The following is a 24,135-nucleotide window of genomic DNA, read 5'->3' on the forward strand; positions in this document are numbered from 1 at the left end:
TTAGATGTCTTCAATGGATGTGGGCAAATTATCCGCTTTATAATCCAGTATTTTTTTAAAAAATTTCTGTACCGCCTTGGTATCGGAATTTACCTTTATAAAATATTGATCTTTATGTACTGAATAGACACTTGCATTTCCCTTGTAAATGGTTAGTTTATAGTAGGGTATTACCAGCGCAAAAGTTTCTAAAAGCGACCGAAACCTAACAATAATGCCCTTAGGACGCATTTCTATATTGCAACTATCTATAGTATTGTCCAAAATCAACAAATTCCGAATTTCCAAGCTGGTCTCCGTTATAAACATTTTTGGAGACCCTATACCACCCATTTTAAAGCGCTCTTTAAGCAGAAAGGGTTTTCCCACGGCCTCATCTACCTTTTTTGTTATTTCTTTATTGTTATAGGAAACATTAACCAGCATAGCCTACTTTTTTTTTCCAAGGTGTTCTTCGTTTCGCAGCTCCAAGCGCGCCGTTTTTGGTAAGTTGGCCACTACTAGGGCATACGATTTGTCTAACCACTGGTAAAGAAGTTCGTCGGCAACGGAACCGTCCATAAGTACTTTGCTCCAATGTTTTTTACTGAAATAGGAGGGGTCTTGCATTGCAGGATACATTGCCCTTAGTTCATCAATCGTTTCCGGATCACATTTTACACTGATACTTTCAAAAGTGTTTAGATCCGTAGCCGTGAACATCTTCCCTTTTACTTTAAACACTAAAATATCCGGTAATTTGGGAAAGGGAATGGATTCCGTCACTCCTTTTTTTGAGAGACAGTACTGGCGGTATGCTTCAATATTCATGGCTTTCTCAAAATTATAAAAGGTGAAAATTAGCGCTGTTGAGGTTAAATATGCTTTGTATCGTCCTTAAAGTTAACAAAATTAGGGGCCTTTAGTGGTTATCGTATCATTTTTCGATCTAAAAAAGCATATATTTTATGTAGTTTTGCAGCCTTAAATACCTGTAAGTAATGAATATCCAAGAAGTCTTATCAACAAAAGTTAAGGAAGCCATTTCTTCTTTGTATTCCGTGGTACTCCCAACCGTTGAATTTCAACCCACACGCAAAGACTTTGAGGGAGATATAACCGTAGTTGTTTTTCCTATGCTTCGCATTGTAAAAGGAAACCCGGTAGAAATTGGCAACGCCGTAGGGAGTTTTCTTGTAGACAATGTAAAGGAGGTATCTGCCTTTAATGTGGTAAAAGGTTTTTTAAATATTTCAATCAGTGATAAGTACTATCTCAATTTTTTCAATACTATAAAAAACAACGCAAATTATGGTACTGTTGAGGAGCAGGATAAAAAGGCTGTAATAGTGGAATATTCCTCGCCCAACACCAATAAGCCCCTGCACCTGGGTCATATTAGAAATAACCTGCTGGGCTATTCGGTTTCCGAAATCTTAAAAGCTTCCGGTAAGAAGGTGTATAAGACCCAAATAATAAACGACAGAGGCATCCATATTTGCAAGAGCATGGTGGCCTATGTTAAGTTTGGAAAGGGAGAGGAACCCTCGGAAACCCTTAAGGGAGATAGGCTCGTTGGAAATTATTATGTTGCCTTTGATAAAGTTTATAAGGAACAGATTAAACAATTGGTAAATGAAGGGGTAGATATAAAGGCAGCAGAAAAAGAAGCCCCTATTTTGTTGGAAGCTCAGAAAATGCTGCGTAAATGGGAGGCCGGAGATACGGAGGTGGTAGCACTTTGGAAGAAAATGAATGCCTGGGTATATGCAGGGTTTGATATCACCTACAAAAATTTGGGTGTAGATTTTGACAAATTATATTATGAAAGTGATACCTATTTATTGGGTAAGGATGTGGTTGCGGACGGTCTTAGAAAAGGGGTTTTCTTTAAAAAGGATGATGGTAGCGTATGGATAGATCTTACCGATGAGGGGCTCGATGAGAAGATTGTATTACGCTCCGATGGTACCGCCGTTTATATGACACAAGATATAGGCACCGCCATTCAACGGGTTACGGACCATCCGGATGTGGGCGGCATGGTGTATACTGTTGGCAATGAGCAAGATTACCATTTTAAAGTACTGTTTCTGTTACTTAAAAAGTTAGGTTTTTCCTGGGCAGAGAGCCTTTATCACCTAAGTTACGGTATGGTAGACCTCCCTAGCGGTAAAATGAAGAGCAGGGAAGGTACCGTAGTGGATGCTGATGACCTTATTGCGGATATGACGGCCACGGCCGAGAAAATTTCTAAAGAACTTGGCAAGTTGGAAGAGTATAACGAAGATGAAAAACAGCGTCTTTATAGGATGATAGGACTTGGAGCCCTAAAATATTACATTCTAAAGGTAGACCCCAAGAAAAGAATTTTGTTCGACCCGGAGGAGTCCGTGGATTTTCAGGGAAATACAGGACCCTTCATTCAATATACCTATGCAAGGATACAGTCGATACTAAGAAAAGCGACCAGTATCGGTTTTAATGATACAATTCCGGACGTTTTGGTATTGCATCCCAAGGAAAAGGAACTTTTGAAACAAATACAATTGTTTCCGGAAACGGTATTGTTGGCCGCTGAGAACTATAGCCCGGCATTGATTGCCAATTATACCTATGATTTGGTAAAAGAATTTAATTCGTTCTATCAAAATGTGTCCATATTAGGTGAGGAAGATGAACAAAAGAAAATCCTAAGGGTACAACTTTCCAAAAAGGTAGGCGAGGTCATTGCTTCGGCGTTTAAACTTTTGGGGATTTCTGTACCTCAGCGGATGTAAGAACGGCTAAAACCATACTCTAAAGCTAAAATTGGGGGTAATACCCAGGGAAACGTTTTCTACAGTTTCTATTCTATCTTGATTATTGACCCGATAGTAGGTATTCAATATGTTTTCGCGGTCTAGAAAATTTAATACGGAGGCTCCTACCGAAGCCTTAACCCTAGGGCTTAGTTCAAAATCATAAATGGCAGAGGCATCGGCCCGTATATAGTCTGACAGTCGACTGCTATTTGGATCTTTGTAATTGATGGATAATGGAAAAGTAGAACTATCTATAGCACCTGGTCCGTCCAAAGGTTCCGTAAAGGGTTTTCCTGTTCTGTAATTGAAACCAATACCCAATTTTAGATTGTTTCGCGAATATGTTCCTGCAAAGGTAAGGGTGTGTCTAATATCCAAATTGTTGGGAAATTTACTTGGGTCTATGTCCTCAAAGGTGTAATTATTAACATTGTAGGCATAACTTAACCAGGTACTAAAGCGCGGTGTCTTTTTATTGATCAGGAATTCTACCCCTTTAATGTCGTAGCTGCCAATTTCTCCATTAAATTGATCTTGGTTCTGAAAACCTTGGGTAGCAATACTTACACCTTCCACTTTTTTATAAAAGCCTTCTAGGCCTATATACAGGTTGTTTTTCTCGTGTGCGAAACCCATGGATCCCTGCTTGCTTTTGGTGATTGGTAAAGTAACCTCATCAGATAATATCCATCTTCGTTTTTCAATGCCCAGAAAATTCTGCTCCAAATCTATGATCTGGTTGGTGGTCTGACTTTTAAATTCCCCCAAAACTTCAACTTTAAGGTTTCCCGTAAGGGCGTAGTTAACGTTTAATCTTGGTTCTATGATAAACTCTCTAAACGTGTCCAGGTTTTCCATGTAATTGAGCCGCGCACCTCCTCTTACCTTAAGGAGGTTGTTGTTGGAGGTATAACCAATTTCCGAGAAAAGTGCGTGGGTACGGATCACCCCTTTGATATTACTGTTGAACGGGGGTTGGGTAACATCTGTAAAATTGGTAATGCCCACCTCGTTAAATTGATATCCATTGAAGAGCTTTATGGTATTTGTTAGGGTATAATCGGTTTTAAGCTTTACGGCCGTTTCCAAAACCCTATTGTTTTGAAACAGTTGTTGTACGGCATCTGGCGAAATGCTTAGGGCGTCTAGATTATAACGGGTATAGTAGATGTTTAGAAAAGTAGAAAAATCATCGGTCCAATTACTTTCCAAACTACCACCAAAAGAAATATTGGTTTGGTCTAATCGGCTTTCCGTAGTTCTGCCACTTACTTGGGCAGTTTCCATATAATCTAGATTGTTGACAATATTGATAAAGCTTAGACGTACTTTCTGCCAGTTATTAATATCGTATAATAGTTTGCCCGTAAAATCGTAAAAATAAAAGTTCTCTTCCCTAAGGATATCAATATCTGCTGAAGGGCTGTTACCCTCCTTTACCTCGGTATCCTGAAATGCCCTATCGAAAAAGCGGTTAAAGGTAGGGGTGTTTAAAAAATCAGTTACGGAACGACGAGCGGAAAACTGAAGGGCCATGTTATCGGTTACGGGTATCTGACCGTACATATCGCCTCCAATTAGGTTAAAACCAGCTCCGCCGAAAAAACCATCTTCAAGATCATTTTTTGTCTGCATACTAATAACCCCACTTACGCCATCGCCATATTGGGCACTGGTACCATTTTTTACAATGGTCACCTTATCCGTTAGATAGGGATTAAAAACCGATATCAACCCAAAAAAGTGTCCGGACTGATACATTTTTATACCGTCCCATAGGATTAAGTTTTGGTCGTTGGTGCCACCACGTATGTTTATATCGGACACAGTTTCGTCTATGCTTTTTATACCTGGAAGTGCCTGCACTGTCTGCAGTACATCGGGTTCTATCAGTCCTGGCAATATTCCAAAATCCTCTGTATTTAACAATATGCTGGCATCGTCTTCTTTGGATAGTCCGGTGGTCAAAAACTTAAAAAGTACCACTTCGTCCAGCTTTTGAAAATTTTGTGCCAGTAATAAGGTTTTGCAAGGACGGCCCGTGGTAAGATCTTCTGCACTCACAAATTTGGTTTTATAACCCAAATGCCGAATACCGATCATGGTTTTCCTGGGAATATTCTCCAATCTAAACTGTCCGTTAAGGTCTGTAACCGTAACGATATCGCTTCCTAGCACTTCTATTGTGGCCCCCGTAACGGTATTTTCTTCAAAGTTATCCAACACCATGGCACAAATATCCACTGTAGTACTTTTAGACAAGGTGTAATAACGTTCATTAAGTTTCTTGATCTGTATTTGTGTTTGTTGCTGAATGGCGCTTAGTATTTCATCCAAACTGCCCTCCCGGGGTACGGTGATTCTTAGTGGAGCAATATCCTCGTCAACATAGGAAAATTTAATATCGAATTTCTCCTCTAAGGTTCGGATGTAGGAGATGAGGCCTTCGGACAGAGGAATACCGTCCTGCGCCTTGCCAACGGCAATCAGAAAAAGTAAAGATAAAAAAAGTGTTACAACGTGTCTAGGGTGCGCTTTCGGCATAGAATAGCACTTTATTATCCTCTAATTTAAACTTTATTTTAGAGGGAGTACTAATACTCTGTAACGCTAAATCCATGTTTGTGTTGCTAAACGATCCTGTAAACAACTGGTCTACATCAATATTTTGGGTCGCCACTTCTATATTGTACTGTCTTTGAAACTCGTTCAATACAAAGGTCAACGGAATACTTTTAAAAGTACTCTCATTGTTCATCCAAGTAGGTTCAGCAGTATTTGGGATTTCCGCGTCTAATATTCTCCCGTTAACAACAAGGAAGGAAGATCCTCCCGGGAGTTTAATCTCCTTATTTTTATAAGTAACACTTACCAATCCTTCAAAACAGGTAACTTCAAAGAATCCTTTTCTATTTTCTACATTAAATTGGGTGCCTAAAACGGTTACAATTCCATCTTCCGTGGAAACGGTAAAACGCTTGCCCTTGGCTACTTTAAAAAAGGCCTCACCTTCTAGGGAAACATTTCGTTCTTGGTCCCATTTCCTCTCACTATAGGAAATTTCGGAATCGGCATTTAAAACTATTTCGGAATTATCGGGAAGTACCACTTCCGTTCGCTGGGCAAACTGGGTACTTACTTGTTCATCCATTGAGTTTATGTAGAAGTAAGAAACAGCAAAAATTACAGCAATGGCGGCAGCTACTCTCATTATCCTTTTAAAAGGACTCAAAGGAATAACCTTTACCTCGGCTTTCTGCTTTTCTTTTATCAAGTTAAGCGCCTCTTCAACATTGAACTCAGGGGCCTCCAACTTGTTGGAAGCGGCCAAAATCTTCTGGTAAGAAGTATACTCATCCGTTTGTTTAAATACGGCGAGTTCCTCTTCCGAGAGTTCGTTGTTAAGCCATTTTGCCAAATAATTCTCTTGCATGATTTCTATGCTTTACGTTAATATAACAACCCAAAAGAAAAAAACCCTACCTGCCATCTTCCATTCCTACTTCCAATTCCCGTCTTTTCCTATTATGTTTCAACTTTTTAACTTTCCACCTCTCACTACCTACTGCTTATATCCCGTCAATCTGTTCTCGAAGGGCTTTTAAGGCCAAATGCATTCTTTTTTCAATGGCCTTAACGCTTACACCTTCCATTTCTGCAATTTCGGCATATTTTTTTCCATCGATCCTATTCAACAAAAAAGTGGCCCGTTGGTTTTCCGGTAAATCGTTTAGAGCCTTATCCAATTTTTCTTGATATTGTTTTTCTTCCAACAAAAATTCGGGAGACTCGTTAGAGATATCGTTTTGGGTGTTGGCATACTTAAGGCGTACCTTTTCTGCCTTCAGCACATTTAAATATAAGTTATTGGCCACGGTATATACAAAGGACTTGGCTTTGTCCGGGCTTACCTTGGCACAGTTTTCCCAAAGCTTAATAAAAGCCTCTTGTACAGCATCGTGCGCTTTTTCTTCATTGCCATACTTATAATATATGTAATTGAAAACCGTTTTGGAATTAGTTCTAAAGAGAGAGCTATATACTTGCTCCTCGCATACGTTGTCCTTATTAGCAGTGCTCAAGTGATTGGTTTTTTCAAAGATATTTTAAAAAAAATTAAAAACGGAGTAGGGTATTTTTAAAGTTGGTTGTTTTATGATTGTACGAACTAATAAAATCCAAATCGTTATGAAAAAGTTTTTTAATACTACATGCTATGTAAGCTTACTTGCTATGGTGCTTACATTTTCTGCCTGTCAGGAAGAATTTGAAGAATTGCCTACAGGTGACGAACAAGAAACCATTATGGCCAGTTCATCCACAGCCAAGCTTATAGAGAGAACCTCCTCTAAAGACGGCTCTTATGATAATATAATAGATGAAGCCAGTTGCTTTGCCGTTCAATTTCCTTATACCGTAAATGTAAATGGAGTTGAGGTTAATATTGATTCTCTAGAAGATTTAGAGGTGGTAGAAGAGATTTTTGATGAGGTTGATATTGATGATGATATTTTGGAAATTTTATTTCCTATCACCATTACCTTGGCAGATTTTACCGAAATCGTTATTAACAACAAGGAAGAGTTGCGAGAGTTGGCCGAAGAATGTATAGAAGGAGGAGATGACGATGATATTGAATGTATAGATTTTGTTTATCCTATAACACTTTTTACGTTCGATATAAATCTTGAGCAAACAGGAAACGTATCTGTGAACAGCGATGAGGAACTAAGACGTTTCTTCGCCGGATTGGACGAAAATGACCTTATCAGTATAGAATTCCCAGTTACTTTAAAACTTTATGACGGAACCGAGATTGTAGTAGATAGCAACGCTGAATTGGCCAATGCCATTGAAACTTCCAAGGAAGCTTGTGACGAAGATGACGATGATGATTTTAACGATGACGATTTTGAGGATGGTAGATTGGATTTCTGTTTAACCGCTTGTCCATGGGTAGTTAAAGAAGTGGTACGAGACGAGGTTAACCAAACAGATCAGTACTTTGAGTACGTTATGAATTTCTTTGAGAGTGGAGAGGTAGTTGTAAAAGACAGAATGGGTAACAATATTGAAGGTACTTGGAGCACAAGGGCTACCGATAATGGACCATTGTTAAAACTAGAGTTTGATGTCTTGGTAGACTTTACCTTGGAGTGGTTTGTATACGAAATAGAAGATCATAAGATAAAATTGTATGCCGAAGGTGGAAACAAGATCATCATGAAACAAATATGTGTGGATGATGAAACTGGTCCGGATACGCTTAGAGCCGTCTTAAACGAATGTGTTTGGGTAATTAAAAAAGTGAAAAACCAGGGCGAGGAGATAGACAGACTACTTGGATATGAGTTTAAGTTCATGCCAGAAGGAGTGGTAACCTTAAGTAACGAAGAAACTACTTCAGAAGGTACATGGGAGATTACATCCAGTGAAGAAGGAAGATTGGTAATGGCAATTACCATGGGTGACGAACCAGGGGTTAGTTTTGAATGGCCTTTGACAGACCTTAGGGACGACCGCTTGAAGTTTGAGGTAGAGGATATTGATTACGAACTTATACTACAACGCGTTTGTGAAGACAATGCCGATGACGGTGATGTACTGGAAATCCGTAATGTTATGATGGACGGCGAGTGGATCGTAGCGCTGCATCAAGACGGCGATGATAACGATACAGCTGATTTTGCAGCATATACGTTTGCCTTTGGAGCAGAGCATATGATTACTGCTACCCTTGGAGAAACCGGTCCATCCTCTCCCGGACTTTGGAGAGTATTGCGTAACAGCGATGGCAAGCTTAAAGTGTACCTTAACTTAGGCGATCAGAACCCATTGGGTGAGCTTACGGACGATTGGGATTTTGTTTCCATCAATGAAGGCCGTGTAGAGCTTAAAGACATAAGCGGTGATGACACCATTACCACGCTGGTCTTCGAGAAAAAACAATAGTGACCATTATATAGGCACTACTTAACAATACCTTATTTGCCCCAATTTTAGGAAAAGGGTAGTTTTCGGAAGAAGCTACCCTTTTCTCTTTTATATTTTTAAGGGCGGGGCTTCCCACTTCCCATTGTTATTGTTAAATTTGCATTTCCTGTAAAGAAGACAAGACCATGTTCGATAATTTAAGTGAAAAATTAGATAAGGCACTGCACGTGCTTAAGGGCCACGGCCAAATTACGGAGATCAACGTAGCGGAAACCGTAAAAGAAGTGCGTAGGGCTTTGTTGGATGCCGATGTTAATTTCAGAATTGCAAAGGAATTTACCAATAAGGTAAGGGAAAAGGCTCTTGGACAAAATGTACTCACCACCTTGCAGCCCGGCCAATTAATGGTGAAGATCGTAAAAGACGAACTTACGGAGCTAATGGGTGGGGAAACCGCAGGGGTAGATCTCTCCGGAAATCCGTCGGTAATCCTCATGTCTGGCCTGCAGGGTTCTGGTAAGACCACTTTTTCTGGAAAGTTGGCAAACTATCTAAAAAATAAAAAAACAAAAAACCCATTATTGGTAGCCTGTGACGTCTACAGACCTGCGGCCATAGATCAATTGCATGTCGTTGGTGAACAAATAGGTGTGGAGGTATATTCCGATAGGGGAAACAACGATCCGGTGGCCATTGCAAAAGCCGGTCTGGCCCATGCCAAGACCAACGGATTTAATGTAGTCATTATAGATACCGCAGGCCGCTTGGCGGTAGATGAACAGATGATGCAAGAGATTGCAAATATCCATAAGGCCATTAAACCCCAAGAAACCCTTTTTGTAGTAGACTCCATGACGGGGCAAGATGCGGTAAATACGGCCAAAGCCTTTAACGATATACTAAATTTTGATGGGGTAATCCTCACCAAACTAGACGGTGATACACGTGGAGGGGCCGCCATTTCCATTAAATCGGTAGTGGATAAACCAATAAAGTTTATTGGAACCGGGGAAAAAATGGACGCTATAGACGTATTTCATCCGTCGCGTATGGCCGATCGTATTTTGGGTATGGGCGATGTTATCTCGTTGGTAGAAAGAGCACAAGACCAGTTTGATGAAACGGAAGCGCGGAAAATCCAGAAAAAAATAGCCAAGAATAAATTTGGATTCGATGATTTTCTGAGTCAGATTCAGCAGATCAAGAAAATGGGGAACCTAAAAGACCTTATGGGAATGATTCCAGGGGCGGGAAAGGCTTTAAAAGGATTGGACGTAGATGATGATGCCTTTAAGCATATAGAGGCCATAATACATTCTATGACCCCTCTAGAACGGTCTACGCCTTCCAAATTGGACGCCAGTAGAAAAAAACGTATTGCCAAAGGCAGTGGACGCACCATACAGGAAGTAAACCAATTGTTGAAGCAATTTGACCAGATGAGCAAAATGATGAAGATGATGCAAGGCGGTGGTGGTAAAAAAATGATGCAAATGATGGGAGCAATGAAAGGTATGCGCTAACACCGACCCGGTTGCGCCGGGCACGTTCGGAGTTATAAATATCCAAAAGCTTACCTATCAACCTTAAACCAATAACCAGAAGAAAGCACATGAAACTATTAGACGGGAAGAAAATCTCTAACGAAATTAAGGATGAAATTGCTATAGAAGTTGCCCAAATGAAGAAAGGAGGGGAAAAAGTACCGCATTTGGCTGCTGTGCTTGTTGGTAACGATGGAGCTAGTTTAACCTATGTGGGAAGCAAGGTAAGGTCTTGCGAAAGGATTGGCTTCCAATCTACCTTGATACATCTTCCCGAAACCACTTCTGAAGAAGCCTTGTTGCAAAAAATAAACGAACTCAATAAAAATTCCGATATAGACGGGTTTATAGTACAGTTACCACTGCCCAAACACATAGATAAACAAAAAGTCCTTATGGCCGTAGATCCCGATAAGGATGTCGATGGTTTTCATCCCACTAATTTTGGTAGAATGGCTTTGGATATGGAATCCTTCATATCCGCCACCCCTTTTGGCATCATGGAGCTTCTAAAGCGATATGAAGTAGATACACAAGGGAAACATACTGTGGTTATTGGAAGAAGCCACATTGTTGGGCGTCCTATAAGCATTCTTATGAGTCAGAAAGGGAACCCCGGTAATGCTACCGTAACACTGGCCCATAGCCGTACCAAAGATATAAAAGCACTCACATTACAAGCCGATATCATCATATCCGCACTTGGAGTCCCCAAATTTTTGAAAGCGGACATGGTTAAGGAAGGCACTGTTATTATTGATGTTGGTATAACCAGGGTTCCAGATACCACTAAAGAACGTGGCTACTACATTACAGGCGATGTAGATTTTGAGGGTGTTAGCAAAAAAGCATCCTTCATTACCCCTGTACCGGGAGGTGTAGGTCCTATGACCATCGCTATGCTCTTAAAAAATACACTTCTGGCACGGGAAAGACATAGGGCAAGAAACCATTAGGCCACTTACTGGTATATATCTCATCAGTTCAACTGACCCGAAACACTTTGTATGGTATCGTTGGGGTTAAGGATGTCTAAATCGTTATTTCCCTCATCATTTGTGCAGCTACTGAAACATACCACCGAGAGCAGTATGGAAACTGCAAGTATCAACTTTTTCATAAACTAGGTTTTAGTAGGTGTTATTACCAAGTTCGCTCTAGTACATAACGTAATAAAGCCAAAATTCTTGTAATTTCAAGGTGGTTCTGACCAGCACTTAAAAGTAGTATTCGATATATAGGTTGAACAAACTTGGGTATGGTCTATTTTTTAGTTTGACGCTGGATAAGAAATCAGTATCTTTTTATCAAATATCCAACCTAATGAAAAAACTGATTCCGCTAACGGCATTTCTCCTTATTCTATTGTTTGGTTGCAAACTTGAAAATAATAAAAATGCAAAAATTTCCTTTGAGGTATCCTTCTCGGACCAAATAGGTGTGGATAGCAAGAATGGCCGACTGCTATTGATGCTTTCCAACAACAATGCCGATGAACCTAGGTTTCAGATAAACGATGGTCTTAAGACACAACTCATTTTTGGGGTCAATGTTGATAAACTGGCACCTGGCCAAGGGGTGCATTTCGATGGGCAGGTCTTTGGGTCGCCCATACCAAGCTTATCAGACATACCACCCGGGGAATATTATGTACAAGCCCTCTTGCATGTCTATGAAACGTTTAACCTTGCCACAGGCCATACAGTACAGTTGCCTATGGACAATGGGGAGGGGCAGCAATGGAACAGGTCTCCGGGAAATATTTATAGCAAACCGTTTAAAATAACCATAGGAGAAAACGGAAATGAAACCATAAATGTAGTGATGGACCAGATAATTCCTCCCATCGAAGAACCCGAGGATACGGAGTGGATAAAGCATATCAAAATAAAATCGGAGCGTTTGTCCAAATTTTGGGGAAGGGATATGTATTTGGGCGCCCATGTACTATTACCTAAGGGGTTTAAGGAACATTCTGAGGCCAAATACCCACTTATGGTCTTCCATGGGCATTTTCCGTCCAATTTTGGAGGTTTTCGTACTACACCGCCCGATCCCAATATGAAACCAGAATATTCCGATCGTTTTAAATTAGATGGGTATAATATTCTTCAACAACAAGAGGCCTATGATTTTTATAAACGATGGAACGAGCCCGATTTTCCAAGATTCCTGATTATAGAAATACAGCATCCAACACCTTATTATGACGATTCTTATGCCGTAAATTCAGCCAATCAGGGGCCATACGGAGATGCCATTACTTACGAACTGATACCACATATAGAAAAAGAATTTAGAGGCTTGGGAGAGGGTTGGTCTAGATTTCTTTATGGTGGTTCCACAGGAGGGTGGGAAGCTTTGGCAGTACAGGTAATGTACCCCGAGGAATACAATGGCTGTTTTGCCGCGTGCCCAGATCCGATAGATTTTAGAGCCTATTGCCTTACCAATATTTATGAGGATAAGAACGCCTATTTTTATGAGAGCGATTTTAAAAAAGTGGAAGTGCCTAGTCATCGCGATTATTTGGGACATGTACAGACCACACTTAGAGAAGGAAATCACCGAGAACTGGTTTTAGGCGATAAATCGCGTTCAGGACAACAATGGGACATTTGGGAGGCTACATATTCTCCTCAAGGGGATGATGGTTATCCGGTTCGACTTTGGGATAAAATGACAGGGGATATTGATCAGGAGGTAGCTGCATACTGGAGGGAAAATTACGATCTAAGACATATTCTGGAAAGAGATTGGGATAAACTGGGCGAGCACTTAAAAGGAAAGATCCATATCTATTGTGGCGATATGGATAATTATTACCTCAATAATGCAGTATACCTAATGGAAGATTTTTTGGAGGGTACAAAAGATCCTTATTATGCAGGTGAAGTCACCTATGGGGATAGAGCTGAGCATTGTTGGAACGGAGACCCGGATAAGCCCAACCATATTACACGTCTTAGGTATAATAGTATGTACGTTCCTAAGATAATGAAACGAATTGCGGAGAGTGCTCCCGAAGGTGCAGATCTCACTAGCTGGAGGTATAAATAATGTCCTAGTGCCTTGTAAAAAATTATAGACCATTAAATATGCGTTTAAAACACCTTTTTATAATTGCCTCGTTCATTTTGGTAAGCGGAAATTCATTACAAAGTCAGGCCACAGTAATGATAAACAAAGATCGTTTGGAGAGCAGTATTTTTGAACTCGCCAAGTTTGGCCAAAAAGAGAATGGGGAAACAAGTCGCGTGGCGTTCAGTGATGCCGATGTTGCTTCAAGGGCCTATGTTATGAATCTTATGAAAGCGGTAGGTATGGAAGTAAGCATCGATTTTGCAGGGAATATCATTGGTTTTAAAGCTGGCACCGATTCTTCCAAAAAAACCATTTCCTTTGGCTCGCATATTGATACCGTTCCTGATGGCGGTAATTATGATGGTTGTGTAGGCTCCATGGCCGCAATAGAAGTTATGTGGACCTTTATGGAGGAAAATGTACATACTACCCATCCGCTGGAACTTATTATTTTTTCCAATGAAGAAGGTGGCGTAATGGGAAGTAGGGCGTTGGCAGGGGAACTTGGAGAATCTGCATTGAATGTTGTTAATAGTACCGGGTTTAGCATGCGAGAAGGTATTGAAAGACTTGGGGGTAATCCAAAATTACTTGCTGAGGTGGTTCGCAAAAAAGGACAAATGGCCGCTTTTCTAGAACTGCACATAGAACAGGGCGCTATCCTTGATCAAGAAAATATAGACATCGGTATAGTGGAGGGCATTGTTGGCCTCAATTGGTGGGATGTAGAAATAAGTGGTTTTGCAAACCATGCAGGGACCACCCCGATGGATATGAGGCAAGATGCGCTTTTGGCAGCTTCAAAATTCATAATCGCCGTGAATGATGCGGCAAATAGTTATGAAGGCAAGCAGGTGGCGACGGTAGGTAAGATAGCTGCAGAACCGGGAGCTCCCAATGTAATTCCCGGTAAAGTTACCCTAAGTTTGGAGATTAGGGACTTGTCTTCCGAAGTAATTCAAAAGCTGTTTTTGGATATTGAGCAGCGCGCAAAAAAAATAGCGGAAGAATCAGGTACAGAGATACGTTTTAGAGCTTTGGATACCACGGGAAAACCTGCACTAACGACCGTTTTTGTTCAGGACAAGATCAAAATGGCAGCGGAAAAACTTGGCCTTTCACATAAAAACATGCAGAGTGGGGCCGGGCACGATGCCCAAGATATGGCCCTGATTGCACCTACGGGAATGATTTTTGTACCGAGCAAAAATGGTATAAGCCATTCTCCCGAGGAGTTTACCACTGCTGAGGATATGGCCAATGGAGCCAATGTACTTTTGCAGACGATTCTTATTTTGGATAAATATTTAATAAAAAAATGATGATAGAAGTAAATGCGTATGCGGCCCATGAGGCCCAAGGTAAATTAAGCCCTTTTCAATTTGATTTAGGAGAATTAGGGAGCGAACAGGTAGATATTAAGGTACACTATTGTGGTATGTGCCACTCGGATTTAAGTATGTTGAACAACGAATGGGGCCTTACACAATACCCTTTTGTTCCCGGACATGAGGTAGTAGGAGAGGTGATTGCTGTTGGCGATGAGGTAAAAAATCTGGCAAAAGGAGATTTGGTTGGTCTGGGCTGGTTTTCTGCTTCTTGTATGCATTGCAATGAATGCATGGATGGCAGCCATCATCTTTGTGCTACGGCAGAGCAGACCATAGTAGGTCGTCATGGCGGATTTGCAGATCATGTAAGGAGTCATTGGTCTTGGGCTACACCGCTACCAAAAGGGATCGATATGGCCAAGGCAGGACCTTTACTTTGTGGTGGGATAACCGTGTTTAACCCAATAATACTATCTGGCGTAAAACCTACGGATAAGGTGGGGGTAATCGGAATCGGTGGTTTAGGCCATATGGCGCTAAAATTTCTTAAAAATTGGGGTTGCGAAGTAATAGCATTTAGTTCCAATCCTGCTAAAAAAGAGCAGATCATGGCCATGGGTGCAACAAAGGTTATCAACTCTAGGGACCCCAAGGATTTGGAAAGCATTGCTGGTAGTCTAAACTTTATTTTAAATACTACCAATGTTACCTTAGACTGGAATTCTTACTTGGGTACATTGGCGCCCAAGGGTAAATTACATAACGTAGGAGCGGTGTTAGAGCCTATGGCCATACCGGCATTTAGTCTTATTGGAGGCGAAAAATCGGTAGGTGGCAGCCCATTGGGGAGTCCGGCCCTTACTCGGCAAATGTTGGATTTCTGTGTGCGTCATAACATTTACCCAACAACTGAAGAATTTCCATTGGCAGAGGTCAATGCAGCTATAAAGCATTTGGAGGAAGGGAAAGCCAGGTTCAGAATTGTACTTAAGGTTTAGAACAGACCCTTATTTTTCGAAGAGCTGCTCCCTATCCTTAAAAGCCTTGAATTCCAAAGCGTTTCCGGAAGGGTCTAGGAAGAACATGGTTGCCTGTTCCCCAACCTGTCCTTTAAAGCGTATGTAGGGTTCAATAACGAATTTAATCCCTTTTGACTTAATTTGGTCCGCAAAGTCGTGGAAGATCTCCCAAGGCAGCACCACACCGTAATGCGGTACCGGTACATCCTTACCATCCACAGGATTGGAATACAAGTCCTGATTTTCTGTTTTGGGCTTATAATGAATGACAAGCTGATGTCCAAAAAAGTTGAAATCTACCCAATGGTCACTGCTGCGCCCTTCTTCGCATTGTAATACCTCGTTATAAAAAATGCGGCATTCTTCAAGATTATGCACGGGGATGGCAATGTGAAATGGAGATACGGTCAAAATCTATCTTTTTATAAAAATATTCTTTTTCTAGGACTTTAGAAAGGCAACGATTTGATTTCTTACTGCATCTTGATGCAAGGAATGTCCCAACCCGTTGGTTCTTATGAGGGTGCTGTTTTTCCAACTGGCATGTAAGTTTTCGGAAGAGGTTATAGACGCAATGGCATCTAGTTCGTCGTGGATCAATAAACCTTCCTTGGTAAAGGATTTGGCAAATTTGGGTGTTGAGAAGTCGGAAAAACCAAAGTTGAAAGTTTTAATAAAATACGCTTCTAAACTTGTCATCATCCGTTGGTTTAACCCTAGAAGGTTTCGGTATTGAGCCATAAAATCCGACAATTCCGAGGGAGCGCCCAAGGACACCATTTTTTTTACTGCGTCATTAGGATGTTTGTATTGATTGTAGATCATGGCCATACCACCGAAAGAGTGCCCTATAAGGTAGGTGGGATTGTAGGTTTTAATAACGGCTTGGATGCATTCCGCATACAGGGGAACGTTTAGTTGTTTCCCTGTGCTATTGCCATGGGCGGGGCCGTCCAATGCAATAATATTGTAGTTCTCTTCTTGTAATTTTGAGATTAGGTTGCGCCAACGAAAGGTATTGCTTTCCCAACCATGCATCAATAGCACCGTTGGCCCGCTCCCCGGCCAACAATATGTCTGTATGGAGGTGTTTTGGATTTTCAATACTTGGTCTTTGGCTTCATCCAAATATACACTTTGCTCTGGGAGTACCCTTCCTTTTCGGGGTGTGCAAAAGAGCACAAAGGCCTTTTCTGCCGCCCGTTCGCTAGAGACTACAGCGAGGCTTTTAAAATAAGAGCCATAGGCCAAAGGGATGTATTTATTAAGTAGTCTTTTCATGAATTCCCCATATTTGTATTATTTTTCTTTTACCAAAAAAATGGTTACTTTTGGTAACCAACTCTTTAATAAAAACCAAAATTAAACAATTTAAGATCAATATAAAATAGGTGTTATAAATTATACTAGGTATGAAAACAGTTACTGTAACTGAAAATCAGAAACTTAAGGCTGCAAAAAAAATCAAGGAAATGTATGGGCACATAGATTATCGCAATCCACCGCAATGGTGCCCAATTAGGGATGTCATGGCAATGGCATCCGATAAATGGAGCATTCTAATTTTTCTCTATTTGGGGTACTTTCCAGTATTGCGTTTCAGTCAATTAAAGCGCTATGTTTATGGAATATCCAATAAGGTGTTAAGTGAACGTCTTAAAGTTTTGGAAGCAGATGGCTATCTTTATAGACAGATGTACCCAGAAGTACCGATTAGGGTAGAATACCAACTCACGGACTTTGGGCATACCTTTCTCGAAAAGTTGTTAGAGCTTACCGAATGGGCCGAAAAGTATGGGGATAAGGTAATCGCTAATCGTGCGGAGTGGACCAATAAATAATTAGTCTACCATGCGGTTCCAAATATCTAAATACATTTTCCATGTATTGCCTTGCTTTTTCCAAACCACTACGTATTTGCCTTTCCAATCTACTACGGATCCATCCACTTTTTTTGTTTTCCCTTCGTAGTATCCATAATCATAAGCATGTGCTCCTAAAAAGTTTATTTCTACCGGGGTCATCTTATGATGTAATATCTTGGCTCCCTTACCCAACATCCAGCGATTTTTAATGGCCTCATGGCCTTCAATGACATCTACATCCGTCGGAAAAATTTTAGCATCCGCGGTGTAGGCTTGGAGCATTCCGTTATAATTTGCCTCCATATAGTCTTGGGAAAACTTTTGTAATACAGCTAGTATTTTTGTCTTTTCAGCTTCATTGCCCAAAATTTTGGGTCTGGTACAATCTATTTTCCATGTAGGAAAAACAATGGAACCATCTTTGGACACCCATTCACCCGTCCATTTGTAACCCTGTGCGCTTATTTCCGAAAAAGTAAGCCTGTAATTGCCTGCTACGCCATTGGGTGCTTTTTGCTCTCTGTACAGCACAATGTTGCCATTCTCGTTTTTGTTCCCTTCCCACACAGGTAACAAAGTACTTGGTTTTGCCGTATTGTAGTAATGCACGTACCATCTGGTACTGTCCGGAATAAATTGTCGTATGCTACCGCCATGGGAGCCGTCTTCTTTTAAGGTCTCGTCTTGCACGGCCATCCCATTCATAATGTATTTAAAACGCCATTTCATGGCCACTGGAGCGGCCCATGTACGATCTGGTTTTCTTCTTATGGAACTGCAATTGCATTCTCCGATTAAAGGGGCAAAATCCAATAGTTCTTTAGGGGCCTCGGGATTGGGAAGTCCGTATGGATGTTCAAATGAGGGATCAAATTGGTATTGCGAAAAAATGGAAAACGAAATACAGAAACAAATTGCAGTGAGTACATGGGTTTTCATAACACGATGGTTTTATGTCAAGGTAACTAAAATTGCGGTTGTATTTGTTTGGTGCCACATATGGATAAGCAACTCAATCTGCCTCTCTATTTACATTTTCGATAGTAAATGCAGGTAAACATATGGCAAGGTATTCGCAAGGCTCGTTAAAAGGATTGGAATATTGAATACGGGTGTTTTTATTTATTTTGATGGACTGCCCAATTTCTAAAATCACCTTTTCACCCTCAATGATAAATTGCTTTTTACCTTTTATGATATAGGTGTATTCATCAAAAAGTGGTGTTTGGAAGGGTTCGCTCCAACCTGGAGGTGCTACCATATGCGCAATGCTTATCTCAGAATTTCCATCGGTTGCCTGGCCAAAATGTTCTTCAATAAGTTTCCCATCGTTCGTAGGAACAACAAAGGGAAATTTTTGAACGGTATATTTCATATCCTTGATTTTGGATTCCTTATGGCTAGTCCCACCCGATCATGAGATACTTAATTCTGGCTGCATCGGGTATTTGAACGGCTTCTATATTGGTGCTGGAAGCATACCTAAGACTTGCCGGAAGTTCTTGTTTATCTATGGTGAAATACATGTCGTTTTCTTTTAGAAAGATTACCACGTTGTTTAAGGAGGTAACCACCTTTCTTACCGAATAATTGTCCTTTATATCTTTAAAAGTACTGTTTAACCCCACACCCTTGTCGGTAACAAAACGCTGGTCGTAAACCCTAATGTTCTCAATAACAGGGAGGCTGTCCGTTGAAGGTGTTAAGGTGAGCAGGTGTTTTCCACCTTTTTCATAAATCCTTACCTTTTTGGTAGAAGAACCCAATCGTATTTTGGTAGTATCTTTTACAATAGAATCCAAGGCGTAAATAGCATCCAAATCTTTTAGTACGGACGATCTTTCCAGCTTGCCTACCCTATCTTTGGTTACAAGAAAAGTGGTGTCTTTTTCTTGGCATTGTGTAAGGGTCAAACTAGCCATAAGCAGGGCTATTTGGTATATTTTTCTCATAAATTTTAGCGTATAACTTTTTTCAATACCCCTAAGACACCCCTTATAAAAGTGGCGCTTGTAAGTACTTTGATAACCGGATTTTGTCTGGTGCTTGTTCTTCTTCGGGTTGTGCGACTGCTACTTGCCTTACTTCTACTTGCTTCTTTTTCCGCTTCTTTTTCGGCTTTCGCTATTTTTTCATTCAAAATTTCATAGGCACTTTCCCTATCTATCACCTCATTGTATTTTTTTACCAGTTTTGAGTCCGATATCACTGATTTCAGCTCTCCGCTCGTCAAAACGTCCATGCGGCTCATAGGCGCTCTTAACATGGTTGCTGCTAAGGGCGTAGGTCTTCCTTTTTCATCCAGGGCAGATATAAGGGCTTCCCCAATACCCAATGAAGTTAGTACTTCCTTGGTATCGTAATATTCGGATTCCGGATAATTTTCCGCGGTAAGCTTAATGGCCTTTCGATCTTTGGCGGTAAAAGCCCTTAGGGCGTGCTGCACCTTTAAACCTAATTGCGCCAGTACGTCATCGGGAACGTCGGTTGGGTTTTGGGTAACAAAATACAACCCAATACCTTTGGAACGGATTAGCTTCACTATACTCTCTATCTGATCCATTAGGGCTTTGGAGGCTTCCTTAAATATTAAATGGGCCTCGTCTATAAAAAGAATCAATTCTGGTCTGTCACTATCCCCTTGCTCAGGGAAGGTTCCGTATATTTCTGCCAAGAGGCTTAACATAAACGTAGAAAATAGTTTGGGACGATCCTGAATGTCCGTTAAGCGAATTATGTTTATATATCCACGACCATTTTCATCAATGCGGGTAAGGTCGTCCACCTCAAAGGATTTTTCTCCAAAGAAAAGGTCTGCACCTTGCTGCTCTTGCTCTATAACCTTTCTTAGAATGGTTCCAGTAGAACTTGTGGAGATTCTTCCATAACTTTCGGTAAATTCTTTTTTGCCTTCTCCTGTTGCGTATTGCAGCACCTTTTTAAAATCTTTGAGGTCTAAGAGCGGTAATTTGTTATCGTCGCAGTATTTAAATATGACAGCAACAATACCCGATTGTGTTTCCGATAGATCTAGGATTCGGGACAATAGCACAGGCCCAAATTCGGAAACGGTGGCCCTAAGTTTTACACCGCCTTGTTCTGACAGTGATAATATTTCCACAGGAAAACTCTTTGCTTCAAAAGGTAGTCCAATTTTTTGATGGCGTTCGTCAATTTTGGGATGGCCCGGGCTAGGTTGTGCCAATCCGCTAAGATCTCCTTTTAGGTCCATCAAAAGTACAGGAATACCTTTGTCCGATAAGTTTTCGGCCATAACCTGCAATGTCTTTGTTTTCCCTGTTCCTGTGGCACCCGCTATCAGTCCATGCCGGTTCAACGTTTTTAGAGGAATCTTTACGTATGCGTTGGTAACAGTTTCACCGGCCAACATGGCCGAACCCATGGTTATATAATCTCCTTTTGTGGTATATCCTTTTTCTATATGGGTAAAGAAAGCGTCCTGACTGCTCATGCTGGTTTATTTTTGATAAAAATAGGGTAATTTTAGTTAAAAGTAAATTTACTTTTTTCCGAGTTGTACTATTTAAAATTGTACACTTTCTCCCAGGATATAAAAGCAAAGTGCAGTTCCATTCCATACACTATGGTTGTCTTTTTATATATCTTTGCAAAATGATTACAGATGAAGTAATGACATTAGTGGATAAAGGGCTAATGCTTCCTCTTATGGAGGAGTTTTATACCATTCAGGGCGAAGGATATCATAAGGGTACCGCGGCCTATTTTATACGCGTGGGCGGCTGTGATGTAGGCTGCCATTGGTGTGACGTAAAAGAAAGTTGGAATGCAGGCACGCATCCCCCCACAGATGTGGAGAGCATTGTACACAATGCCGCAAAATATTCGGATACCATTGTTGTTACAGGCGGGGAACCCCTTACCTGGGATATGGAACCATTGACCAAGGCGTTAAAGGCCAAAAACCTAAATACCCATATTGAAACTTCAGGTGCCTACCCGTTAACGGGAGAGTGGGATTGGATTTGTCTTTCTCCAAAAAAGAACAAATTGCCCGAAGGATTAATTTACAAAAAGGCACATGAGCTTAAAGTAATTGTCTATAACAAGCACGATTTGATTTTTGCCGAAGAACAGGCAGCCCTTTTAAATGCCGAGTGTATCTTATATCTTCAGCCAGAATGGAGCGTCCGCGAAAAGGTTATCCCAATGATCGTGGATTATGTTATGGAACACCCACAGTGGAAAGTATCGCTACAAACCCATAAATACTTGAATATCCCTTAGACTTGGATGGTTTACAGTAAACAGTTGGCAACAACCAATTGTCAATAAATAGGGCTTAGCAAATAATTACCAATCGATTAGTGTGTATCAGGTATATCGATGCCTAACGACCTCCGTTGGCTTGCAGGTCCAAAATACATTCTGGATCCAAAACTGGGGTGGCAGCCAATCCTTTAGATGCCATGCTCTCCAAACGGTTCATCATACTACCACCGAATTGTAGTTCGGCTTGCATAAGACAATCCGGTACGTTACAATGACTTTCCGCATCTGGATCTTCATGATTATTTACCATAGGGGTTCCCAAATTTACGAGACCGAACAAATGACCAAATTCATGATTTAAAGTAGCTGTTTCTATATCTGAAACCGAAATTATATTGCTTCTACTTGCCAAATTTCTTATGGTAGACTCATAAATGATCATAGAGGTATTTCTATACACGGCACCTAAGGTTACCAAGCCTTCCCCCTCGTCATCATCATCCGCTGGCGCATCTGCAAAGTAAATATAGACTGCCAATGTGGTACCTTCATTATAGGCTGTTCTGTTTTCGTTTTCCAAATCTGCAATTTCTTCCAAAATTAGCGTCTCCTCATTGGGTGAGGCTAATTCAAGAAACGATACATCTACACTTGTTTTAAAAGTACGGGACCTAAGAAATATCTCAAACGCGTCCATTGTGGTTTCAGTAGGTCTAAACCCTTGCACATAGGCAACTTCAATATGTAGGCTATCAAAATTGTCGTTGGACAATAAATCGTTGGCAGAGTCTCCTGTTGCCAAAAGATTAGCGGACTTGTCAATTGTCTGCGGAGTTGGTCCGTCATTGGAATCTTTGGAACACCCTAAAACAAAAACTAATAACAATATCCAGGGTAAGGCATTTACTTTTTTCATATGACTTCCTTTTTTAAATCAATCTTTTGTACAACCAATAAATGGGTACCTGTTTAACGGCAAAAGTACCACAACTATTATGCCTTTAGGGTAAGTTTAGCTAAATAGTCGTAATGTTTACCCTCACATATCAGTTCACAAATTAAATTATTTGCCGTTGCCGCGCGCTGCAGCGTATTATAATCTATATATAACCATGGAAAAGCATCGCCTTTTATTCCTTTATATTGCATTGTAAATATTACCTCTCCATAATAGGCAGGTCCACTAGGAATCCAATATTCGTTCGTGTCCTCCGTACGATACATGTAAATGATATCTGAGGAGTCCAGTAAAATTTGCCCCTTGGGCTTTAGGAGGGTTTTTAGGTGCGCAAAAAAAAGATCGAGCTTGTTTAACTTACCCACTATACCTATACCGTTCATTAACATTAATAGGGTATTGAACCGCTGTCCTGTAAACGCATAAATATCGGAATGAACAACTTGGTCTATGCCTCGTAGCAAACAAGTTTCCACTGCACCTTTGGAGCTATCGAGAGCGGTAATCTTTAAATTTTTATTTTGTAAATAGAGACTATGACTGCCGGCACCACACCCAATATCCAGTATGTTGCCGTATGAAAGTTCCATGGCTTTTTGCTCTAAAGTAGGCATGTCTTTGTAATCTCTAAAGAGATAGGGAAGAGGCATGCTGTCGTGTTCTTCCAGAGAAGAATAAGTTGCAATATCCTCGATATAGTCTCCATTTTGAAAATCGAGTAAGGCCTGCCCAAGTATATCTTTTCCCATAGTGCTATTAATGCAATGTAAATGTCTGTCTTTATTTGTTTTCTAACAAGTATGATTACCTAATGTAACAAGTATTGTAACTTAGAGGCGTTATGGAAAAAAGGTTAGGAGAGCTCCCTCAAAAAGCTAGGGAGAAACATAAAGAGAATAAAAAGTTCTTTACTAAACTTAAAAGAAAGCCCCCGAAGAATTTGGATTACCTTATGCAGGAACTGCATACGGAGGAGTTCGAAAAAACGGACTGCCTTACCTGCGCCAATTGCTGCAAAACTACAGGCCCGCTTTTTACCCAAGCCGATATAGCCAGAATATCCAAACATTTAAGACAAAAACCCCAGCAGTTTGTAGCACAATATCTTCGCGTTGATGAGGAAAACGATCATGTGTTAAAGCAGGTGCCCTGTACTTTTCTCGATGCAGAAAACCAATGTTACATCTATGATGTTCGTCCCAAGGCTTGCAGGGAGTTTCCCCATACAGATCGAAAAAAGTTTCACCAAATTGGAAACCTCACCCTTAAAAATGTAGCTATCTGCCCTGCTGCCTTTAACATAGTGGAGGCCATGAAACAACGTTTGAAATAATGGGGCCAAACTTGATAAAATTGACGGTATAGC

Annotated in this window: 24 protein-coding genes; 10 read left to right on the top strand and 14 right to left on the bottom strand. The window is 40.7% G+C overall.

The window, feature by feature from the left end:
- Nucleotides 1-426, bottom strand: coding sequence for a hypothetical protein (locus ACEQ81_RS12170; RefSeq protein WP_411031172.1), 426 nt, complete (start codon nt 424-426; stop codon nt 1-3).
- A 3-nt stretch (nt 427-429) separates the two neighbouring features.
- Nucleotides 430-810, bottom strand: a complete 381-nt coding sequence (locus ACEQ81_RS12175) for an MmcQ/YjbR family DNA-binding protein (protein ID WP_411031173.1) — start codon at nt 808-810, stop codon at nt 430-432.
- A gap of 170 nt (nt 811-980) precedes the next feature.
- On the opposite strand from ACEQ81_RS12175, the gene argS reads away from it, so the two are divergent.
- Complete coding sequence (argS, locus tag ACEQ81_RS12180) at nt 981-2,759, top strand: arginine--tRNA ligase (RefSeq protein WP_411031174.1); 1,779 nt, start codon at nt 981-983, stop codon at nt 2,757-2,759.
- 6 nt (nt 2,760-2,765) lie between these two features.
- On the opposite strand, the gene ACEQ81_RS12185 is transcribed toward argS, so the two are convergent.
- The 3 genes from ACEQ81_RS12185 to ACEQ81_RS12195 form a co-directional block, all read right to left on the bottom strand.
- The gene (locus ACEQ81_RS12185; protein WP_411031175.1) at nt 2,766-5,327 is read right to left on the bottom strand and encodes a TonB-dependent receptor plug domain-containing protein; all 2,562 of its coding nucleotides are present in this window, start codon (nt 5,325-5,327) and stop codon (nt 2,766-2,768) included.
- Entirely contained in the window at nt 5,308-6,216 is a 909-nt protein-coding gene (locus ACEQ81_RS12190; protein ID WP_411031176.1) for a FecR family protein, read from the bottom strand. Before ACEQ81_RS12190 ends, ACEQ81_RS12185 begins: the two co-directional genes overlap by 20 nt.
- Before the next feature lie 136 nt (nt 6,217-6,352).
- A complete protein-coding gene (locus ACEQ81_RS12195; protein WP_411031177.1) occupies nt 6,353-6,865 on the bottom strand; it encodes an RNA polymerase sigma factor in 513 nt (170 codons plus the stop codon).
- Between the two features lie 106 nt (nt 6,866-6,971).
- Here ACEQ81_RS12195 and ACEQ81_RS12200 point away from each other — a divergent pair, with 106 nt between their 5' ends.
- The 3 genes from ACEQ81_RS12200 (at nt 6,972) to folD (ending at nt 11,217) form a co-directional block, all read left to right on the top strand.
- Nucleotides 6,972-8,735 (top strand): hypothetical protein, encoded by a 1,764-nt coding sequence (locus ACEQ81_RS12200; protein WP_411031178.1) that lies wholly within the window; start codon nt 6,972-6,974, stop codon nt 8,733-8,735.
- Nucleotides 8,736-8,902: 167 nt separating this feature from the next.
- Nucleotides 8,903-10,240 (top strand): signal recognition particle protein, encoded by a 1,338-nt coding sequence (gene ffh, locus ACEQ81_RS12205; protein WP_411031179.1) that lies wholly within the window; start codon nt 8,903-8,905, stop codon nt 10,238-10,240.
- An 89-nt stretch (nt 10,241-10,329) separates the two neighbouring features.
- Nucleotides 10,330-11,217, top strand: a complete 888-nt coding sequence (gene folD / locus ACEQ81_RS12210; protein ID WP_411031180.1) for a bifunctional methylenetetrahydrofolate dehydrogenase/methenyltetrahydrofolate cyclohydrolase FolD — start codon at nt 10,330-10,332, stop codon at nt 11,215-11,217.
- A 23-nt stretch (nt 11,218-11,240) separates the two neighbouring features.
- Here the strand turns inward: folD and ACEQ81_RS12215 are convergent, their stop codons facing one another.
- A complete protein-coding gene (locus ACEQ81_RS12215; RefSeq protein WP_411031181.1) occupies nt 11,241-11,381 on the bottom strand; it encodes a hypothetical protein in 141 nt (46 codons plus the stop codon).
- A 203-nt stretch (nt 11,382-11,584) separates the two neighbouring features.
- Between ACEQ81_RS12215 and ACEQ81_RS12220 the strand changes: the two genes are divergently transcribed.
- Genes ACEQ81_RS12220 through ACEQ81_RS12230 form a run of 3 tightly spaced genes read left to right on the top strand, consistent with a single transcriptional unit; the run spans nt 11,585 to nt 15,674 of the window.
- Nucleotides 11,585-13,321 carry an alpha/beta hydrolase-fold protein gene (locus ACEQ81_RS12220; protein ID WP_411031182.1) on the top strand — a complete coding sequence of 579 codons (1,737 nt, stop codon included), beginning with the start codon at nt 11,585-11,587 and terminating at the stop codon, nt 13,319-13,321.
- 38 nt (nt 13,322-13,359) lie between these two features.
- Nucleotides 13,360-14,667 (top strand): Zn-dependent hydrolase, encoded by a 1,308-nt coding sequence (locus tag ACEQ81_RS12225; RefSeq protein WP_411031183.1) that lies wholly within the window; start codon nt 13,360-13,362, stop codon nt 14,665-14,667.
- Nucleotides 14,664-15,674 (top strand): NAD(P)-dependent alcohol dehydrogenase, encoded by a 1,011-nt coding sequence (locus ACEQ81_RS12230; RefSeq protein ID WP_411031184.1) that lies wholly within the window; start codon nt 14,664-14,666, stop codon nt 15,672-15,674. Before ACEQ81_RS12225 ends, ACEQ81_RS12230 begins: the two co-directional genes overlap by 4 nt.
- Before the next feature lie 9 nt (nt 15,675-15,683).
- On the opposite strand, the gene ACEQ81_RS12235 is transcribed toward ACEQ81_RS12230, so the two are convergent.
- Entirely contained in the window at nt 15,684-16,109 is a 426-nt protein-coding gene (locus tag ACEQ81_RS12235) for a VOC family protein (protein ID WP_411031581.1), read from the bottom strand.
- Between the two features lie 27 nt (nt 16,110-16,136).
- Complete coding sequence (locus ACEQ81_RS12240) at nt 16,137-16,976, bottom strand: alpha/beta fold hydrolase (RefSeq protein WP_411031185.1); 840 nt, start codon at nt 16,974-16,976, stop codon at nt 16,137-16,139.
- A 131-nt stretch (nt 16,977-17,107) separates the two neighbouring features.
- Here ACEQ81_RS12240 and ACEQ81_RS12245 point away from each other — a divergent pair, with 131 nt between their 5' ends.
- Nucleotides 17,108-17,536, top strand: coding sequence for a winged helix-turn-helix transcriptional regulator (locus ACEQ81_RS12245; RefSeq protein WP_411031186.1), 429 nt, complete (start codon nt 17,108-17,110; stop codon nt 17,534-17,536).
- Here the strand turns inward: ACEQ81_RS12245 and ACEQ81_RS12250 are convergent, their stop codons facing one another.
- The 4 genes from ACEQ81_RS12250 to ACEQ81_RS12265 all read right to left on the bottom strand — a co-directional run bounded on the left by ACEQ81_RS12250 (nt 17,537) and on the right by ACEQ81_RS12265 (nt 21,032).
- Complete coding sequence (locus ACEQ81_RS12250) at nt 17,537-18,499, bottom strand: YybH family protein (protein WP_411031187.1); 963 nt, start codon at nt 18,497-18,499, stop codon at nt 17,537-17,539.
- 73 nt (nt 18,500-18,572) lie between these two features.
- A complete protein-coding gene (locus ACEQ81_RS12255) occupies nt 18,573-18,935 on the bottom strand; it encodes a cupin domain-containing protein (RefSeq protein ID WP_411031188.1) in 363 nt (120 codons plus the stop codon).
- Between the two features lie 25 nt (nt 18,936-18,960).
- Entirely contained in the window at nt 18,961-19,512 is a 552-nt protein-coding gene (locus ACEQ81_RS12260; RefSeq protein WP_411031189.1) for a hypothetical protein, read from the bottom strand.
- 5 nt (nt 19,513-19,517) lie between these two features.
- Entirely contained in the window at nt 19,518-21,032 is a 1,515-nt protein-coding gene (locus tag ACEQ81_RS12265) for a helicase HerA-like domain-containing protein (protein ID WP_411031190.1), read from the bottom strand.
- 161 nt (nt 21,033-21,193) lie between these two features.
- Between ACEQ81_RS12265 and ACEQ81_RS12270 the strand changes: the two genes are divergently transcribed.
- The gene (locus tag ACEQ81_RS12270; RefSeq protein ID WP_411031191.1) at nt 21,194-21,826 is read left to right on the top strand and encodes a 7-carboxy-7-deazaguanine synthase QueE; all 633 of its coding nucleotides are present in this window, start codon (nt 21,194-21,196) and stop codon (nt 21,824-21,826) included.
- A 103-nt stretch (nt 21,827-21,929) separates the two neighbouring features.
- Here the strand turns inward: ACEQ81_RS12270 and ACEQ81_RS12275 are convergent, their stop codons facing one another.
- Nucleotides 21,930-22,727, bottom strand: a complete 798-nt coding sequence (locus ACEQ81_RS12275) for a hypothetical protein (protein WP_411031192.1) — start codon at nt 22,725-22,727, stop codon at nt 21,930-21,932.
- A gap of 77 nt (nt 22,728-22,804) precedes the next feature.
- A complete protein-coding gene (locus ACEQ81_RS12280; protein WP_411031193.1) occupies nt 22,805-23,518 on the bottom strand; it encodes a class I SAM-dependent methyltransferase in 714 nt (237 codons plus the stop codon).
- Nucleotides 23,519-23,610: 92 nt separating this feature from the next.
- Between ACEQ81_RS12280 and ACEQ81_RS12285 the strand changes: the two genes are divergently transcribed.
- Nucleotides 23,611-24,102, top strand: a complete 492-nt coding sequence (locus tag ACEQ81_RS12285) for a YkgJ family cysteine cluster protein (protein ID WP_411031194.1) — start codon at nt 23,611-23,613, stop codon at nt 24,100-24,102.
- The last annotated feature ends 33 nt before the right edge of the window (nt 24,103-24,135 follow it).

It is taken from the genome of Spongiimicrobium sp. 3-5 (genome assembly GCF_046557915.1).
In the GTDB taxonomy this organism is placed as follows: domain Bacteria; phylum Bacteroidota; class Bacteroidia; order Flavobacteriales; family Flavobacteriaceae; genus JBHEBG01.

Bases quoted from the DNA above. Each gene is read 5' to 3' on its own strand.
- ACEQ81_RS12260 (WP_411031189.1), bottom strand. From the start codon at position 19,512: ATGAGAAAAATATACCAAATAGCCCTGCTTATGGCTAGTTTGACCCTT.
- ACEQ81_RS12190 (WP_411031176.1), bottom strand. From the start codon at position 6,216: ATGCAAGAGAATTATTTGGCAAAATGGCTTAACAACGAACTCTCGGAA.
- ACEQ81_RS12280 (WP_411031193.1), bottom strand. From the start codon at position 23,518: ATGGGAAAAGATATACTTGGGCAGGCCTTACTCGATTTTCAAAATGGA.
- ACEQ81_RS12200 (WP_411031178.1), top strand. From the start codon at position 6,972: ATGAAAAAGTTTTTTAATACTACATGCTATGTAAGCTTACTTGCTATG.
- ACEQ81_RS12250 (WP_411031187.1), bottom strand. From the start codon at position 18,499: ATGAAAACCCATGTACTCACTGCAATTTGTTTCTGTATTTCGTTTTCC.
- ACEQ81_RS12270 (WP_411031191.1), top strand. From the start codon at position 21,194: ATGATTACAGATGAAGTAATGACATTAGTGGATAAAGGGCTAATGCTT.
- folD (WP_411031180.1), top strand. From the start codon at position 10,330: ATGAAACTATTAGACGGGAAGAAAATCTCTAACGAAATTAAGGATGAA.
- ACEQ81_RS12275 (WP_411031192.1), bottom strand. From the start codon at position 22,727: ATGAAAAAAGTAAATGCCTTACCCTGGATATTGTTATTAGTTTTTGTT.
- ACEQ81_RS12170 (WP_411031172.1), bottom strand. From the start codon at position 426: ATGCTGGTTAATGTTTCCTATAACAATAAAGAAATAACAAAAAAGGTA.
- ACEQ81_RS12185 (WP_411031175.1), bottom strand. From the start codon at position 5,327: ATGCCGAAAGCGCACCCTAGACACGTTGTAACACTTTTTTTATCTTTA.
- ACEQ81_RS12220 (WP_411031182.1), top strand. From the start codon at position 11,585: ATGAAAAAACTGATTCCGCTAACGGCATTTCTCCTTATTCTATTGTTT.
- ACEQ81_RS12175 (WP_411031173.1), bottom strand. From the start codon at position 810: ATGAATATTGAAGCATACCGCCAGTACTGTCTCTCAAAAAAAGGAGTG.
- ACEQ81_RS12225 (WP_411031183.1), top strand. From the start codon at position 13,360: ATGCGTTTAAAACACCTTTTTATAATTGCCTCGTTCATTTTGGTAAGC.
- ACEQ81_RS12255 (WP_411031188.1), bottom strand. From the start codon at position 18,935: ATGAAATATACCGTTCAAAAATTTCCCTTTGTTGTTCCTACGAACGAT.
- ACEQ81_RS12240 (WP_411031185.1), bottom strand. From the start codon at position 16,976: ATGAAAAGACTACTTAATAAATACATCCCTTTGGCCTATGGCTCTTAT.
- argS (WP_411031174.1), top strand. From the start codon at position 981: ATGAATATCCAAGAAGTCTTATCAACAAAAGTTAAGGAAGCCATTTCT.
- ffh (WP_411031179.1), top strand. From the start codon at position 8,903: ATGTTCGATAATTTAAGTGAAAAATTAGATAAGGCACTGCACGTGCTT.
- ACEQ81_RS12215 (WP_411031181.1), bottom strand. From the start codon at position 11,381: ATGAAAAAGTTGATACTTGCAGTTTCCATACTGCTCTCGGTGGTATGT.
- ACEQ81_RS12285 (WP_411031194.1), top strand. From the start codon at position 23,611: ATGGAAAAAAGGTTAGGAGAGCTCCCTCAAAAAGCTAGGGAGAAACAT.
- ACEQ81_RS12230 (WP_411031184.1), top strand. From the start codon at position 14,664: ATGATGATAGAAGTAAATGCGTATGCGGCCCATGAGGCCCAAGGTAAA.
- ACEQ81_RS12265 (WP_411031190.1), bottom strand. From the start codon at position 21,032: ATGAGCAGTCAGGACGCTTTCTTTACCCATATAGAAAAAGGATATACC.
- ACEQ81_RS12245 (WP_411031186.1), top strand. From the start codon at position 17,108: ATGAAAACAGTTACTGTAACTGAAAATCAGAAACTTAAGGCTGCAAAA.